This window comes from Mesorhizobium sp. M0676 (genome assembly GCF_040320535.1).
Classification (GTDB): domain Bacteria; phylum Pseudomonadota; class Alphaproteobacteria; order Rhizobiales; family Rhizobiaceae; genus Mesorhizobium.
This window is the reverse complement of record NZ_JAMYPU010000004.1, coordinates 171,373-187,086: the sequence shown is the minus strand read 5'-3', so window position 1 is coordinate 187,086 and position 15,714 is coordinate 171,373. Positions and strand designations below refer to the sequence as shown.

13 protein-coding genes are annotated in these 15,714 nt (G+C 62.8%); 3 read left to right on the top strand and 10 right to left on the bottom strand.

Translation table 11 applies throughout. The features are described 5' to 3' along the window. Nucleotides 1–19: 19 nt before the first annotated feature. From araH to NKI35_RS06240, 3 genes are all read right to left on the bottom strand, one after another. Nucleotides 20–970 carry an L-arabinose ABC transporter permease AraH gene (gene araH / locus NKI35_RS06250; RefSeq protein WP_023815856.1) on the bottom strand — a complete coding sequence of 317 codons (951 nt, stop codon included), beginning with the start codon at nucleotides 968–970 and terminating at the stop codon, nucleotides 20–22. 11 nt (nucleotides 971–981) lie between these two features. Further along, nucleotides 982–2,493: an L-arabinose ABC transporter ATP-binding protein AraG gene (gene araG, locus NKI35_RS06245; protein ID WP_352673008.1), complete on the bottom strand. Its 1,512-nt coding sequence runs from the start codon at nucleotides 2,491–2,493 to the stop codon at nucleotides 982–984. Between the two features lie 70 nt (nucleotides 2,494–2,563). After that, nucleotides 2,564–3,553 (bottom strand): arabinose ABC transporter substrate-binding protein, encoded by a 990-nt coding sequence (locus tag NKI35_RS06240; RefSeq protein ID WP_023668118.1) that lies wholly within the window; start codon nucleotides 3,551–3,553, stop codon nucleotides 2,564–2,566. 245 nt (nucleotides 3,554–3,798) lie between these two features. Between NKI35_RS06240 and NKI35_RS06235 the strand changes: the two genes are divergently transcribed. Further along, nucleotides 3,799–4,488 carry a FadR/GntR family transcriptional regulator gene (locus NKI35_RS06235; RefSeq protein WP_245259915.1) on the top strand — a complete coding sequence of 230 codons (690 nt, stop codon included), beginning with the start codon at nucleotides 3,799–3,801 and terminating at the stop codon, nucleotides 4,486–4,488. A gap of 7 nt (nucleotides 4,489–4,495) precedes the next feature. Further along, nucleotides 4,496–5,644 (top strand): galactonate dehydratase, encoded by a 1,149-nt coding sequence (dgoD, locus tag NKI35_RS06230; protein ID WP_023714596.1) that lies wholly within the window; start codon nucleotides 4,496–4,498, stop codon nucleotides 5,642–5,644. A gap of 239 nt (nucleotides 5,645–5,883) precedes the next feature. On the opposite strand, the gene NKI35_RS06225 is transcribed toward dgoD, so the two are convergent. The 6 genes from NKI35_RS06225 to uxuA form a co-directional block, all read right to left on the bottom strand. Then, nucleotides 5,884–7,536: an FAD-binding dehydrogenase gene (locus NKI35_RS06225; RefSeq protein WP_023826422.1), complete on the bottom strand. Its 1,653-nt coding sequence runs from the start codon at nucleotides 7,534–7,536 to the stop codon at nucleotides 5,884–5,886. A gap of 50 nt (nucleotides 7,537–7,586) precedes the next feature. Continuing rightward, nucleotides 7,587–9,299: an aldehyde dehydrogenase family protein gene (locus NKI35_RS06220; protein ID WP_023826421.1), complete on the bottom strand. Its 1,713-nt coding sequence runs from the start codon at nucleotides 9,297–9,299 to the stop codon at nucleotides 7,587–7,589. A gap of 77 nt (nucleotides 9,300–9,376) precedes the next feature. Then, entirely contained in the window at nucleotides 9,377–10,549 is a 1,173-nt protein-coding gene (locus tag NKI35_RS06215; RefSeq protein ID WP_023702123.1) for an alanine racemase, read from the bottom strand. Next, nucleotides 10,546–11,835 carry a D-arabinono-1,4-lactone oxidase gene (locus tag NKI35_RS06210; protein ID WP_352597086.1) on the bottom strand — a complete coding sequence of 430 codons (1,290 nt, stop codon included), beginning with the start codon at nucleotides 11,833–11,835 and terminating at the stop codon, nucleotides 10,546–10,548. The genes NKI35_RS06215 and NKI35_RS06210 overlap by 4 nt, the downstream gene beginning before the upstream one ends. A 193-nt stretch (nucleotides 11,836–12,028) precedes the next feature. Next, nucleotides 12,029–12,406, bottom strand: coding sequence for a hypothetical protein (locus tag NKI35_RS06205; RefSeq protein ID WP_156033774.1), 378 nt, complete (start codon nucleotides 12,404–12,406; stop codon nucleotides 12,029–12,031). A gap of 308 nt (nucleotides 12,407–12,714) precedes the next feature. Then, the gene (gene uxuA, locus NKI35_RS06200) at nucleotides 12,715–13,899 is read right to left on the bottom strand and encodes a mannonate dehydratase (RefSeq protein ID WP_023687892.1); all 1,185 of its coding nucleotides are present in this window, start codon (nucleotides 13,897–13,899) and stop codon (nucleotides 12,715–12,717) included. A gap of 82 nt (nucleotides 13,900–13,981) precedes the next feature. Between uxuA and NKI35_RS06195 the strand changes: the two genes are divergently transcribed. Further along, on the top strand, nucleotides 13,982–14,767 hold the full coding sequence (locus NKI35_RS06195) for an SDR family NAD(P)-dependent oxidoreductase (RefSeq protein WP_023691366.1): 786 nt from the start codon (nucleotides 13,982–13,984) through the stop codon (nucleotides 14,765–14,767). 49 nt (nucleotides 14,768–14,816) lie between these two features. Here the strand turns inward: NKI35_RS06195 and NKI35_RS06190 are convergent, their stop codons facing one another. After that, nucleotides 14,817–15,653 carry an amidohydrolase family protein gene (locus NKI35_RS06190; protein ID WP_023681200.1) on the bottom strand — a complete coding sequence of 279 codons (837 nt, stop codon included), beginning with the start codon at nucleotides 15,651–15,653 and terminating at the stop codon, nucleotides 14,817–14,819. Nucleotides 15,654–15,714 lie beyond the last annotated feature (61 nt).

Sequence of the window (15,714 nt, the reverse complement as noted above, 5' to 3'; positions counted from 1 at the left end):
CACTCCACTGGAAGACGGATCAGCGCCGGCCCAGTGCCGACGAACGCAGATTGTCGAGCAAAACGGCAAGCAGCAGGATCACGCCGCGCACAATGTATTGGTAGAACGCCGGGATGTTGAGCAGGTTCATGGCGTTTTCGGCGATGCCCATGATCAGCACGCCGACGATGACGCCCGACATGGTGGCGCGGCCGCCGGCAAGCGAGACGCCGCCGAGCACGCAGGCCGAGATGACCGAGAGTTCAAGCCCGACCGCCGCATTGGGCTGGCCCGACGTGATGCGCGAGGCCAAAAGGATGCCGGCGATGCCGCAAACCACGCCTTGCAGCGCAAAGATCCAGATGCGCGTCCAGTCGACATTGACGCCGGCCAGGCGCGAAGCCTCCGGGTTACCGCCGATGGCCAGCGTGTTCTTGCCGAACACGGTACGATTGAGGACAAAACCGAAGATGCAGAACAGCACGGCCAGGACCCAGACCGGCGTCGGAATGCCGAACAGCTTCGACAGCGCCAGTTGGTAGAAATCCGGGCTGTTGATGCCGACGGCGCGGCCATCGGATGCGATCAGCGCAAGGCCGCGCACGATCTGCATGGTAGCAAGCGTCGTGATCAGCGCGTTGATGCGGAACTTGGCGATGACGACGCCGTTGATGAAGCCGACGAAGGCGCCGCAGGCGATTGCCGCAAGAAGCCCGAGGATGATCGATCCGGTATAGTTCGACGCCATCACCGCGACCATGCCGGCGAAAGCAACGATCGAACCGACCGAGAGGTCGAAGTCGCGCGCGGCGAGGCAGAACATCATCGTGCAGGCGACGATGCCGACGGTGACCACCGATTGCAGCAGGCCGAGCATGTTGCGGTCGGTCAGAAAATTCGGCACCAGCAGCGACACCAGCGCGAAGGCGACGATGAAGATCACGACGAGGCCCTGTTCGCCGAGCAGGATCTTCTTCAACTGATCGGTCATGGCAAAGATCCTCAGGATGCGATCGCGTCGGGGGTTTTCTGATCGGGAAGAGCGGCGGCCAGGATCGCTTTTTCGGCGAACTGGTCGCGCGCGAGTTCGGCGCTGATGCGCCCGCCGCACATCACCAGGATGCGGTCGCAAATGCCCATCACTTCCGGCAGTTCGGACGAGACGACGACGATCGCCATGCCGTCTTCGGCAAGCTGGTAGAGCAGTTCGTAGATTTCCGCTTTGGCGCCGACATCGATACCGCGTGTCGGCTCGTCGACGATAAGCACGCGCACGCCCTGCTCCGACAGCCAGCGGCCGAGAATGACCTTCTGCTGGTTGCCACCGGAGAGGTTGATGATGTCCTGCTTGCGCGACGGCGTGCGCACCTTGAGCTTGTTAATGAAGGTCTCGGCGGTGGCGATCTCGCTAGCGCGGTTCAGGATTCCGAAGCGTGTGTGATGACGCCGCGACGAGATGTTGATGTTCTCCTCGATCGAGCGGCCCTGGATGATGCCGTCATGCTTGCGGTCTTCCGAGCACAAAACGATCCCGGCGCGGATCGCGTCATGCGGATCGGTGGCATGCACGACCTTGCCATCAACGGTAATGGTGCCACCTGAGCGCGGGTCGGCGCCGAACACCAGCCGCATCAGTTCCGAGCGCCCCGCGCCGATCAGGCCGAAGAAGCCGACGATCTCGCCCGCCCTCGCCTCGAAGCTGGCGGGCGTCGTCAGTTTTACTCCGCAAACAGCGTCGACCTTCAGCCGGACATCGCCGGCCGGGCGTGGGCGAAACCCCCAGATATCGGAGATTTCGCGGCCGACCATTTCGGCGACGACCTGGTCGCGTGTGACGTTTTTCAGCGACGCATGGTGCGCCGCGAGCTTGCCGTCGCGCAGCACGGTCAGGCTGTCGCAGAGGCGGAACACTTCGTCCAGCCGGTGCGAGACATAGATGATGACCTTGCCCTCGCCGCGCAGGCGGTCGATCAGGGCAAACAGGATTTCGCTTTCGCGCGACGACAATGACGAGGTCGGCTCGTCCAGAGCGATGACGCGCGCGTCGAGCATGATCGCCTTGGCGATCTCGACCATCTGGCGCTCGCCGATCGACAGCGTCTTGACCTTGCGGCTGATATCGATGTCGATGCCGGCTGATTTCAGCTTGGCGCCAACATCGTCCAGCATCCTGGCACGGGCGATGATGCCGGCGTTGGCGGGGAAGCGGCCGAGGCTGAGGTTTTCGGCAACAGTGAGCTCGGGAACCAGCTGCAGTTCCTGGTGGATGACGATGACGCCATTGTCGAAGGCATCTCGCGTCGTTGCATAGGCTTGCATCTTGCCGTCGATGAGGATCTCGCCGTCATCGGCATGCTGGTCGCCGGACAGGATCTTGATCAGCGTGGATTTGCCGGCGCCGTTCTCGCCCATCAGGCCGTGCACGGCGCCCTTGTCGACGCCGAACGAGACGTCCGACAGCGCCTTGACGCCCGGATAGGTCTTGGTGATTTCCGAGAAGTCGAGAAAGGACATGGGGCGCCTATCCTTTTGCCATGCCAAACAGGCGGCGACTGTGAGCCGCCGCCTGTTTGTACAGGGAGGATTATTCGATGCCGAGACCCTTGCGGACCGTCTGGTAGTCGTCGCGCTTGGCCAGCGCACCGGCGGTCAGGATGAGCTTCTCGGGTTCCTTGTTGTTGGCGACCCAGTCATACATGTTGAGCGCAGTCTCGTAGCCGTGACGCTTCGGCGAGATGATCACCGTGCCGACGAAGCCGGTGGCGGTCGGCTTCTTGAACTCGTTGATCGCCGAATCCGCGCCGCCAATGCCGACGCCGATCACGTTTTCGGCCGGGATGCCGACGCTTTCGGAAGCGCGCACGGCGCCGAGCACGGCTTCGTCGTTGAGGCCGAAGGAGACCCACTTCTTGATGTCGGCATGGGCGTTGAGCACCACCGTCGCCGCATTCAGTGCAGCCTCGGTGTCGGTCTTGGCCTGAGGCGCGTCGAAGATGTTCTCGGCCTTGAAGCCGTTGGCCTTGAGCACCGAGATGGCGCCTTCGACCCGGTCAACGGCGGTCGGCAACTGATCATAGGAGACGCGGATGGCGCCGACCTCGTCGGCCTTCCAGCCGCGCGCCTTCATTTCGTCGACGATCGCCTGGCCGACGGCCTCGCCGATCTTGGTCGCCGAAATGCCCATATGCGGCACGTCTTCCAGCGCCTTGCCGTCTGCGCCGACCAGACGGTCGTCAACGGTCATCAGCTTGAGATTGTTTGCGGCGGCCTTGGCGACGATGCCGGGGCCGAGTTTCACATCAGGTGTGCAGACGATGAAGCCTTGCGCGCCCTGCGCGCCGAGATTGTCGATCGCCGACATCAGCTTCTCACCGTCCTCGGCGCCGATCTTGACCAGGGTAAAACCCTTCTCCTTGGCGGCCTGGTCGGCGAACTTCCATTCGTCCTGGAACCACGGCTCCTCGGGCTGTTTGACGATAAAACCTATCTTGGTGTCCTGAGCATATGCTGCGATGGTCGTGACGGACAGCACGGCAAGCGCGCCCGCGACGAGCGCGGTCTTCAGAAGTCGCATGATTACCTCCCAGCGATGGCCGGGCGCTCAGCCCGGATGCAGAGTCTCTAATTCTTTTTATCATACCCGTCAATTGATCTGGTATGATAATTGAGCTACATGCTCTGACCAGGGATCGCTGGCGCAAATCATCCGCATCCGGTAAGGCCGGGGACGCGAGATCAGTGGTTTCGCCGCCTTGGAGGAGGGCTGAGGTGACCGAAACTTCGAAGAAGGCATCAGGCGACACCCGCCGCCCGCGCGTCATGCCCGATGTGACCAAGGCGCTTGCCTCCGACATCTTTTCCGGACGTTATCCCGCCGGCTCGTCCCTGCCGACCGAAAACGAGCTCGGCGTCGAATATGGCGTGAGCCGCACCGTCATCCGCGAGGCCTTGAAGGTGCTGGCCGCCAAGGGGCTGGTGCTGTCGCGGCCGCGCATCGGCACGGTTGTATGTGAACAGGACAACTGGAACATCATCGACCCGCAGGTGCTGGCCTGGCACGCGCCGCATGCGCTGGACGACAAATTGTTCGACGCCATCCTCGAGACGCGCCGCGCCATCGAGCCGCTGGTAGCTGAACTGGCGGCGACTCGTGCGACGCTGCAGGAGATCGCCGATCTCGAAGCCGCCTGGCGCGGCATGGCCAATGCCGGCGAGGATCTCGCCGCCTTCTCGCGCTCGGACATCACTTTCCACCAGATCGTCTATGCCGCGAGCCACAACCCGATCTTCCGCCAGATCGGCAATCTGATCGACACCGGGCTGAAATTCTCGCTTGAAGCAACGGCGACCATTTCGCTCGCCCGGCGCATGGAAGCAGTGGCGGCGCACCGTGAGGTGGTGGAGGCACTGCGCATGCGCGATGCCGCGGCGGCGCGTGCGGCGGCAGGCCGGATCCTCGACCTTGCGGCGCGCGACCTGGTCAGCGCCAAGAAACTCAAGAACAACTGAGACCAGCATGAAAATCATCTCGCTCACCACCTACATCGTCCCGCCGCGCTGGCTGTTCCTGAAGATCGAGACCGATGCCGGCGTCACCGGCTGGGGCGAGCCTGTCGTCGAAGGCCGTGCGCTGACGGTCGAGGCAGCGGTCAAGGAACTTGGCGATTATCTGATCGGCAAGGACCCGCGCCTGATCGAGGACCATTGGACGGTGATGCATCGCGGCGGCTTCTACCGCGGCGGGCCGATCCTGATGAGCGCCATTGCCGGCATCGACCAGGCGCTGTGGGACATCAAGGGCAAGGCGCTCGGCGTGCCTGTGCACGAACTGCTCGGCGGCAAGCTGCGCGACAGCATCAAGGTCTATTCCTGGATCGGCGGCGACCGGCCGGCGGAAGTGGCTGATGGCGCCAGGGAAGTGGTGGCGCGCGGTTTTCAGGCGCTGAAGATGAATGGCACCGAGGAACTGCAGATCGTCGACAGCCATGACAGAATAGATGCGGCTGTCGAACGAGTCGCCATGGTGCGCGAGGCCGTTGGGTCCAACATTGGCATCGCCGTCGATTTCCACGGCCGCGTCCACCGGCCGATGGCGCGCATGCTGGTCAAGGAGCTCGAACCCTACCGGCTGATGTTCATCGAGGAGCCGGTGCTCAGCGAAAACCGCGAGGCGCTGAAGGAGATCGCAGCGCTGGGCTCGACGCCGATCGCGCTCGGCGAGCGTCTTTACAGCCGCTGGGATTTCAAGTCGGTGTTCGAGCAAGGCGCCGTCGATATCATCCAGCCGGACCTGTCGCATGCCGGCGGCATCACCGAATGCCGCAAGATCGCGGCGATGGCCGAGGCCTATGACATTGCGGTGGCGCCACACTGCCCGCTCGGGCCGATCGCGCTTGCCGCCTGCCTGCAGCTCGATGCCGTCAGCTACAACTGCTTCATCCAGGAACAGAGCCTCGGCATCCACTACAACGCCGCAAACGATTTGCTCGACTATGCCGCCAACAAGGACGTCTTCCGCTACGAGGATGGCTATGTCGCAATCCCCGATGGTCCCGGCCTCGGCGTCGAAATCGACGAGGACTACGTCAAGGAACGCGCCAAGGAAGGCCACCGCTGGCGCAACCCGGTCTGGCGTCACAAGGACGGCTCCTTCGCCGAGTGGTAGCTCGGCCGACCTTGCGGCCAGGCCTTCAGGACCTCGGGTTCGATTTCGCGGTGGCGCCAGCGTAACGCAGGCCTCTGATGGGCCGCAGCGCCGAGCACCAGCGCATGGGAACCGTCGGCGCCGGCAAGCCGCAACTCGCTGACCGCCTGGGTTGCCGCAAGCGATCGAAAGCAGTCGCTATCCATGGAACATGGCGGATGTCCTGTTCTCATCGACCTTTTCTTGGCCCGCCAGCCGCGTCACCTGCCCGCGGCGTGCCGGCCTGCGTTCCTGCCGGAGAAGATGCAGCTGCCGAGAAATGTCCCTTCCAGCGCATTGTAGCCGTGATAGCCGCCGCCACCGCCGCCGGCCACCTCGCCTGCCGCATAGAGCCCGGCAATGGGTTCGCCATTGCCGTCGAGAACCTGCGAATTGAGATTGGTGTGCAGGCCGCCAAGCGTTTTGCGCGTCAGGATGTTGAGGCGCACCGCGATCAGCGGCCCGTGCCTGGGATCGAGTATCTTGTGCGGCTTGGTCACCCGGAAGATCTTGTCGCCAATGTAGTTGCGGGCGCCGCGGACGGCTGTGACCTGCGCATCCTTGGTATAGGCATGGTCGACCTCGCGATCGCGCGCCACGATCTGCGCCTTGAGCCGGTCGTAGTCGAGCAGATTGTCGCCTGACAGCGCGTTCATGCCGGCGACCAAGTCGGCCAGGTTGTCGCGGACGACGAAGTCCTCGCCCTTTTCCAGGAACGCTGCCACCGATGGTGGCGCCTTGCCGCCGCGCCGGTTCTTCAGCACGGCCCGCCAATCCTTGGCCGTAAAGTCTAGGTTTTGCTCCGAACCCGACAGCACGAACTCCTTCGAAGCGATCGTCTTGCTCAGCACGAACCAGGAATAATCGTGTCCCGTCGACAGGATACGCTTCAAGGTGCCGAGCGAATCGAAGCTCGGGAAGAACGGCGCCTCCATGCGTTGTCCCAGAGCATCGAACCATAGCGGCGACGGCGCCGACAGGATGCGGATGCCGTGGTTCGGCCAGATCGGATTCCAGTTCTTGATCCCCTCGACATAGTGCCACATGCGGTCGGCGTTGATGACGGCCCCGCCGGCGTCCTGGGTGATCGCCACCATGCGGCCGTCGACATGGTGCGGCACGCCGGCAACCATACGCTTCGGCGCTGGCCCCAGCCGCCCGACCGGCCAAACCTTGCGAACCAACTCATGATTGCCGCCGATGCCGCCCGAGGTGACGATCACGACACCGGCCGAAAGGTCGAAATCGCCGACGGCCGTGCGGCTCGACTGCTTGCCGCGCTCGACATCGGATGCCTCCAGGATTTCGCCCGCGACGCCGGTGACCGCGCCGTTGGTCTTGATCAGCCGGCTGACCTGATGACGGAATTTCAAAGTGATCAGCCCTTTGGCGACGTGCTCGCGCACGCGCCTTTCGAACGGCGCGACCACGCCCGGCCCAGTGCCCCATGTCAGGTGGAAGCGCGGCACTGAATTGCCGTGGCCATTGGCCAGCGCGCCGCCGCGCTCGGCCCAGCCGACCACCGGCCACCAGCGCATGCCCATGGCGTAGAGCCACGGCCGCATCTCGCCGGCGGCGAAATCGACATAGGCTTCCGCCACTTTCCTTGGCCAATGGTCCTCGGGCCGGTCGAACTGGGCAGAACCCAGCCAATCCTGCCAGGCGAGGTCGCGGCTGTCCTTGATGCGCAGGCGGCGCTGCTCGGGCGTGTTGACCAAAAACAGGCCGCCGAGCGACCAGAATGCCTGGCCGCCGAGAAAACCGCCACCCTCTTGCTCGACGATGATCACGCGCTTTCCGGCATCGCCGAGTTCCGCGGCTGCGGCCAGGCCGGCCAGCCCGCCGCCGACGATGATTGCATCCGTGTCAGCCATTGTCGTAACTCCTGTCCCGGCTTGTTGTTTTTGACATCGGATGCTCGTTGCTAGCCGCGCAGCGCGTTCCAGATGATGCGCGGCAGCTTCAGGAAGCTCGGCCGGTAGTTGAACTCGGTGATCAGGCGGCCGACCATGTGTGCCCTTTTGTGGGTCAGGAACCAGGCCGGCTTCGGCATGATGCGGAACGGCGCTTCGAGCACGCTGCGCTCCGGTCTGTCGAACAAATAGGTGTTGTGGACGACGCCGATGCCGCTCTGCACATCGTCGAGCGTGTGGCCAGGGAAAGCACCCCAGGTCGGGCGCAGCAGCGCGAACAGAACGCCGCTCCAGGAATTGATGCCGATGCCGCCATAGCGCAGTTCGGCAATGATTTCCTCGAAGCGCTGCCGGCCGATCTCGGCGATCGTCCTGGGATGGATGAGGATGTTGGCGGCAAGCGTGCCGTGCAGCTTTTCATTGGCGTAGGCGACAGCGGCGCGCAGATAGGATTCCGCATTGCCCGCCGGCAGCCGCATGACGCTGAGCGCCGGCGCGAACACCTCGGCATTTTCGAGATAGGCGTCCGTGCCCGGCCGGAACGGCACCACAACGCAGGCGGGCCCGCCAGGCCGCTCGAATTTTTGTGCCGTGTCGGCGTGCGCCTCGAAGGCGGCGAGGCGCTCGGTCGCGCCGGGATAATAGGCCGGGCGCGACGGGGCTTTCTGCATCACCTTTTCGAGTGCTGCCAAAAGCGCATCGGATTTGCCCCAGCCTTCGGGCAACACGAGCATTTGGCAGGCGATGCAGTTGAAACCGGAATTGTTGAGCTTTTGGGTAGCGATCAGTTCGGCGTGGTAGGTGATATCGGCATCCGACCACGGACCGGGCACCACGATGGTGGGTGCCACGCCGCCAAGCTCCGAGGTGATACGCCGGCTGTTGCGCGGCGTGCCCGCCGCCTTGTTCTTGCGGCCCTCCTCGCCAGGCCCCCAGACGATCGCGTCATGCGAGGCGGCGGCACCGGTGATGTGGATGTCGTCGACGAGATCGTGGTTGCACAGATACGCGCCGACATCGGCGCCACCGCGCACGATGCGCAGCGCTCCGAATTCGATCAGCGGCCGCAGCGCCGGCCGCAGGAAGTCGATCAGATAGTCGTTGACCGGGTTCATCTTGAGCAGAACCACCTGGTGCTCGACCAAAAGCTTGTGCAGGCAGTCGAGCGGCGCGATCGAGGCGACATTGCCGGCGCCGAGCACGAGGCCGATCTTGCCCTTGCGGCTGGTGCGCGGCGCGTCATAGGCCGATGCGGTGTTTGCGGCGAGGTTCGCCTTGGTCACGCCGGGCTGCATCCAGATCTCGGCCTTCAGCCCGGTGAACAACACCTTGTCCCAGAGCGAATTCGGAACCACCGTTACCGCCACCTGTCCGCTAGGCAAGGTGCGGACCGGCAGTCTGTCGAGAAACTTCTTGCCCTCCATCAGGCTGAGCGTGTGGATGAACTGGTTGCAGCCATCCATCAGCGCCGCCGGGCCAGCCAGCCATTCTTCGCCTTCCAGCGGCGAGCCGGTCGGGATGCCCTTCTTGCGCGTCGCGGTTTTGACCCACGCCTCGGCGACCTCGCGGATGTGATCCTTGACCTGCCGCAGCAAGGCGATCCGCTCGCCATTCGAGGTCTGCGCCCAGTCGTCCTTCCTGGCGTCGAGATCGGTGAGGGCGAGGTCGAGTTCGGCTGCCCATTCAGGCTGCACGGGCTGAGTTTTGACTGCCTTGGCGACCATCCTATCCTCCTCCACTTCGGTCTCTTTGTTTGACGCAACTCCGGACGGAACCGCTTCACACTTTTCCTGGAATTGCTCTACGAAAACGGCAGTGCGGCCCATTGCTCGACGAATTTCCCGCCGGAATAGACCTGGATCGAACCGAACTGCTGTAGCACGAATTCGCTCTGGGTCGGACGCAGGAAGGCGTAGTCGTCAGGCCCGACATTGACGTTGTCGGGCAGCGCCATGAATTGCTGATTGGTCGAAAAGCCGAACGTCTTGTCGGTCTTCATCCCCACGGGATGGACGGGCTTCGCCATCCATTTTCCGCCATAGAGAAAACAGCCGCGCCGCGGCAACAGCCCGAGCTTCTGCAGCAGCCAGGAGCGCTGGTCGAGGCCCGGCACCTGGACATCGACCACCTTCAGGATCGGCGTCGCGATGAATGCGGCAGGCCGCAATTGGCTGAGGCTCGGCACATCGAAATCGGTCGGCAGCATAAAAGCCGATCCGATGGACAATTCATTGGCGCCGACCCAGCTGTCATAGAGCAATGCGGTGCTGCTGCCGCCAAGATTGAGGATCTTGCGCTGGTCGGCGGCAAGGCAAGCGACATACTGGCGAAACAGGCTGATCGCCTTGACGCGCGCCTTGGCCGGTCCTCCCAGCAGTTTGGGGATATGGCCGATATGCGCCTCGTAGGCCATGACGCCTTCGCATTTCAGCCGCGGGTAATTCGCCAACGCGGAAACTGCCCGGGCCAGTGAGTCGGGATCGCTGATACCGCCGCGATGAAGGCCGACATCGACCTCGAAGCAGACGCGCAGCTCGCGGTCGAGCTCGGCGGCAAGCGAGCCATAGGCGGCCAGCCGCTCCTCGGTATCGATCAGCCAGACGATGCGCGACGTAGCTTCGCCGAGCCCGGCGAGAACGCCCTTCGTCAGCGCGTGCCTGGCGCCGGCAACCGGCATCGGCTTGCCCAACAGGAGATCGACTTGGGGAAACACTTTCAGCATCTCGGCGCTGATCGGCAGATGAAAGGTCATCAGCCTGTCGGTCGCAAACGCAGCGCGGATATGGTCGATCAGCGGCAGGCATGGCAGCGACTTGTCGACGAGGCGCAGATCGAGGCCCGTGGCGAACTTCGCCTTGATCGCAGCGATGTTGTGATCGAGCCGGTCGAGATCGAGCACCAGGCAAGGCTGAAAGATCCCGGCTGCCCTGAGCGCGCCCGACATTTCCGCGAAATAGGTGTCGGTCAAGCTCATGCCGCGACGCCGAGCAGCCTGGCAATATAGGGCGACACGAAGCGGTTGTCCGGGTCCATCTCGCGGCGGACCGCCATCGCATCGTTCCAGCGCGGATAGAGCGCGCTCAATTCCCTTGATGTCAGGCTGTGCATCTTGCCCCAATGCGGGCGGCCGCCGCGCTTCCTGAAGATCGGCTCGGCGGCGTTGAAGAACGCCATCGGATCGCGCTCGACGCCGTGATGGATGGCGATGGAACAGGTTGGGCGCTTGTAGAAGGGGCTGAGCCAGACATTGTCGGGCGCGACGACGCGCACCTCCATCGGAAAATAGACCTCTGGAAACCGCGTCTCGAGCAGCGCAATGATTTCGCTGAGTGCGGGCGCCCCTTCCTCGAACGGCAGGTGGTATTCCATCTCGTTGAACTTGACGTTGCGCTCGGAGGTGAAGACCTTCAGCCACTCCTCGACATAATCCTCGGCCGGCACCTTGGCGAAGGCCGAGCCGATGAGACGGCGGCGCAGCCAAGGGAGCCAGCTGAGATAGTCGCGCAGTTTTCTCAGCGTCGTCACCGCATCGTCGTCTTCCGTCGGCGGACGCACCGTCGCCGGCGCCTCGGTGATGTCGCTGGCAATCAGCAGCGCCTGGCCGGAAAACGGCACATAGTAGAACTCGGCCGAACGATGCGCCGTCATGGTGCTTTCGAATTGCGCAAGCACATCGGCAATCGGCGCCGTCCAGCGGCGGTGCCGCATCCGGTAACTCGCCACGTTGCGGATCGTCACTTCGGTGACGGCGCCGAAAGCGCCGAGCGAAGCGCCCATGGCTTCGATCATGTCGGGGCTCTTGGCACGGTCGAACTCTTTCACGGCGCCACGCCCGTCGACGATCTGCATCGCCTCGAGCTGGGTATGGTAAGCGCCGAGCGTGATGCCCGAGCCGTGGGTGGCGGTGCCCAGCGCCCCGCCGAACGCCTGCTTGTCGATGTCGCCCATGTTCGGCAGCGCCTGGCCGACGCCGTGCAACAGCTTTGCCAGCGCGCCGATCTTGGTGCCGGCGCCGACCCGTGCTGTCAGCCTTTCGGGATCGTGCGACGTCAGGCCCTCGAAGCGATCAAGCGACAGGATCGTCCCGTCATTCTTAACCAGAGGCGTGAAGGAATGGCCCGTGCCAGCGAATCGAACTGGTCCCGGCGCGTTGCGAATGGCACCACTCAGCTCATCGAGACTCTGCGGTTCGGCAAAAGCCTGCGGCGTGGCCGTGACATAGCCCGACCAATTGCTCCACTGGCTGATAGCCTCTCCCAAAATTGCCTCCCTGGGACGCCGGCTTTGCCGGTCTTTCTCCTAGCGCTGAATAATATGATACATACTCAGCTTTTCGGATATGATACATTGTCAGCTTTCTGTCAACCTGGCAATCGGAGGTGTCTTGTGTGGTCCCGTGTTCAAGTGCATGGCTTTCGCCATGATTGTTCGCATTCCGATAGTGAGATTATCTCTAGGCAATTAAAAGGACAAACAAGGACACAAATATAATTAAAACAATCTGCTTAAATCTCACCACAAGAGCTTTGCGCTCATCCCGTTTTATTCTGATTTTTGTTTCATGTTCGTCATACTTTATATATCCATAAAACATGCAGCATGCTAACAAAACCAAAAAAATACCTCTCCTACCATGGCTTTCTCGGAAGTCACTGCTGCCAAACGCAACCACCCATCCGCCAATTCCGTAAATAACCAATGTTGAAGTGAATAAAACGAAAAGCATCGAGAAAACGTATAGTTTCTTTAACGCATTCCGACGACCGTCGTGCCCATCCATCACTACAGTTCCTTTGCTTGCACGAACGTAAATCAATACTGCATTATTCATGATTCATACTTGATTTCCGAGTACCCCTCTAGCTCACCTCGGGGCAACGGAACTTCACTACACAATAGCACGCCGCCAGGTCGTGGGGCGAACGGCTAGGTTCCTCGTCCGTCAGCGAGCCGCGCGCCGTACTAAGGGCCGTGCAAATCCATGAGGGCAACCGGCTGTATCACGAGCCTCACCGCGACCGGGCGATCGTGATCGAGCGTGGTATCTGATTGTCATCGGACGACATTCCGCGCCGGCCGCATTATCTACAGCGACGCACGCTGAGCCGGCGTCGGCATTGAACGCAGTTCGTTGCCCCTTCAAGCCAGCCCAAACGTTTCCACGGCCCGCATGATGCCGCGCAATTCGGCCAAACCCTTCAGGCGGCCGATCAGCGAGTAGCCGGGATTGATCCTTGTCTTGCCGATATCGTCGGCGAGCAGGTGGCCATGGTCCGGCCGCATCGGGATTTGCCAGTCGGCGCGGCCCTCCTTGCGGCGGCGCGCCTCCTCCTGCATCAGCGCCAGGATGACATGCGCCATGTCGGTGCCGCCTTCGAGATGCTCGGCCTCGTAGAACGAGCCGTCGTCCTCGATGGTGATGTTGCGCAGATGGGCGAAGTGGATGCGGTCGCCGAATTCCTTGACCATGGCGACGATGTCGTTGTCGGCGCGCGTGCCGTAGGACCCGGTGCAGAACGTCAGCCCATTGGCCTGGCTGTCGACGGCATTGAGAATGAAACGCGCATCCTCGGCGGTCGAAACGACGCGCGGCAGGCCGTAGAGCGAAAACGGCGGATCGTCGGGGTGGATACACATGCGCACCCCCTCCTCTTCCGCCACCGGAATGATCTCGCGCAGGAACCACGCGAGGTTGCCGCGCAACTCCTTCGGCCCGATTCCGTCATAGTCCGCAAGCGCCTCGCGAAAACTGTCGCGGTCATACTTGCGCTCTGTAGCCGGCAGGCCGGCGATCAGATTGCGCTCGATCTGGTCCATCTTCTCTGGCGACAATTCCTTCAGCCGCGCTTCCGCTTGCGCAATACGCGCCGGCGTATAGCTGTCAGCACCGTTCTTGCGCTTCAGCACGAACAGATCGTAGGCGGCGAAATCAACGGCATCAAAACGCAGGGCGTAGCCTGTCGTCGGCAGACGGTAGGCTAGATCGGTGCGGGTCCAGTCCACCACCGGCATGAAATTGTAGCAGATCGTGGCGATGCCGGCCCTGGCCAGCGCGCGGATCGAATCGCGGTAATAGCCGGCATAGCGCTCGCGTTCCTGCGCGCCGATCTTGAAGGAATTATGGACCGGAATGCTCTCGACGACCGACCAGGTCAGTCCTGCTTCCTGGATAATGCGCTTGCGCTCCAGCACTTCGGCCTCAGGCCACGCCCGGCCGTCATAGATATGGTGGAGCGCCGAGACCACGCCGGTGGCGCCCGCCTGCTTGACATGATCGAGCGTCACCGGATCATCGGGCCCATACCAGCGCCAGCATTGTTCCATTTCGGCTTTCCTTCTGCGACAGGTTGGCAACTTATTGTTGGACCCCGATGGGAGTCGATAGAAAATGGAGGAGTTTTTAGAAATGACGGATTTCGACGGCAAGGTCGCCCTGGTGACCGGGACGACCGGAATCGGCCTGGCAACCGCCACACGCCTTGCGGCCGGTGGCGCCGCAATCATCGCCTGCGGCATCGACCGCGCCGCCAACGCGGCGATGAAAGCGCAACTAGAAAGTGCTGGTGCCGCGGTGCTGGTCATCGACACCGATGTGTCCGTCTCCGATCAGGTGCGCGACGCGGTCGCGGCTGGCGTCGCGAAGTTCGGCGGCCTGGATGTCATCGTCAATTCAGCCGCCGTCCATCCCTATGGCACGGCGACGACCACCGACTGGGAAACCTGGAACCGAACGATGACGGTCAATGTCGGCTCGATCTACCTGACCGCGCATTTCGGCATTCCGGAAATGATCAAGCGCGGAGGCGGCGCCATCGTCAACGTCGCCTCGGTGCAGGGCTTTGCCTGCCAGCAGAACGTCGCCGCCTATGCCACGACCAAGGGCGCCATCCACACGCTGACGCGCTCGCTGGCGCTCGACTACGCGGCATCAGGCATCCGCGTCAATTCGGTCAGCCCGGGCTCGATCCGCACGCCGATCCTGGAGAAGGCTGCGCGCGGTGACGGCGGCAGCGATGCCGATGTCGAAGAGGCCTACAAGCGCTTCGGCGCGGCGCATCCGCTCGGCCGTATCGGTGAACCGGAGGAAGTGGCGGAACTCATCGCCTTCCTGTGCTCGTCGAAGGCCGGTTTCTGCACCGGCGCGGACTACAGGATCGATGGCGGCCTGACGGCAGGTATTGGCGTGAAGTAGCGCTATCATGGCGTTCTGCGCGCTTGCAGGCAATCGGTGTCCGACCGCGCTACAGCTTCCACATCCGCTTGGCATTGCCCGACAGCAGTTTCGTTCTCTCCTCAGGACTTGCTCCAGCGATCAACGCATGCGTCGCCGCCACCCAGGTCGCAAGGCCACCGCCAAGCGTGCACACCGGCCAGTCGCTGCCCCACACGACGCGGTCCCAGCCGAAGCAGCCGATCGTGTGCTCGACATAGGGGCGCAAGGTCTCGACTGTCCATGAGCCGGCATCGGCATAGGCGACGACGCCGGAGATCTTGCCGATGACATTGGGACGCCGCGCGATCTCACTCATATGCTCGCGCCACGGATGTTCCGCACTGGCCTTGATGTCGGGCACGCCGCAATGGTCGAGCACGAACTGCACATCCGGCGCCAGATCGGCGAGCGCAACCGCCCTTGGAATCTGATGCGGCAGGACGACGAAGTCGAAGGTCAGGCCTGTGCCGGCAAGCCGCTTGATGTTTTCGCGAAACAGCGCGCTGTCCGAAAGCTCGTCCGGCATGACATGCAGCACGCGGCGGAACCCCTTGACGAAGGGATCGGCTTGCTGGCGCTCGAGATAGGCGGCGAAGCCGGCCTCCTCCGGACGGCAGGAGGCGATCGCCCCGCGCAACAGCGTGCCCTTTTCCAGCGACTGCGCCTTCACATGGCTGGTCTCGGCCTGGATGTCGGCTTCATCGACGTCGACCTCCATATGCAGCGCGGCCTCGATGCCGGCGCGGCGGGCCTGGATCGCATATTCTGCGTGCGGGAAATCGCGGTTGAGCGCCGGCTCGCGGCTGAGCCAGGGATAGCGCAGCGCCGACAGGTCGATCAGGTGCAGATGAGTGTCGATGATCATGGCTGTCCTCCTCGGTGATTTCAGATCATCGCCAAATGCCTAAACCCAGCGCATGGACATA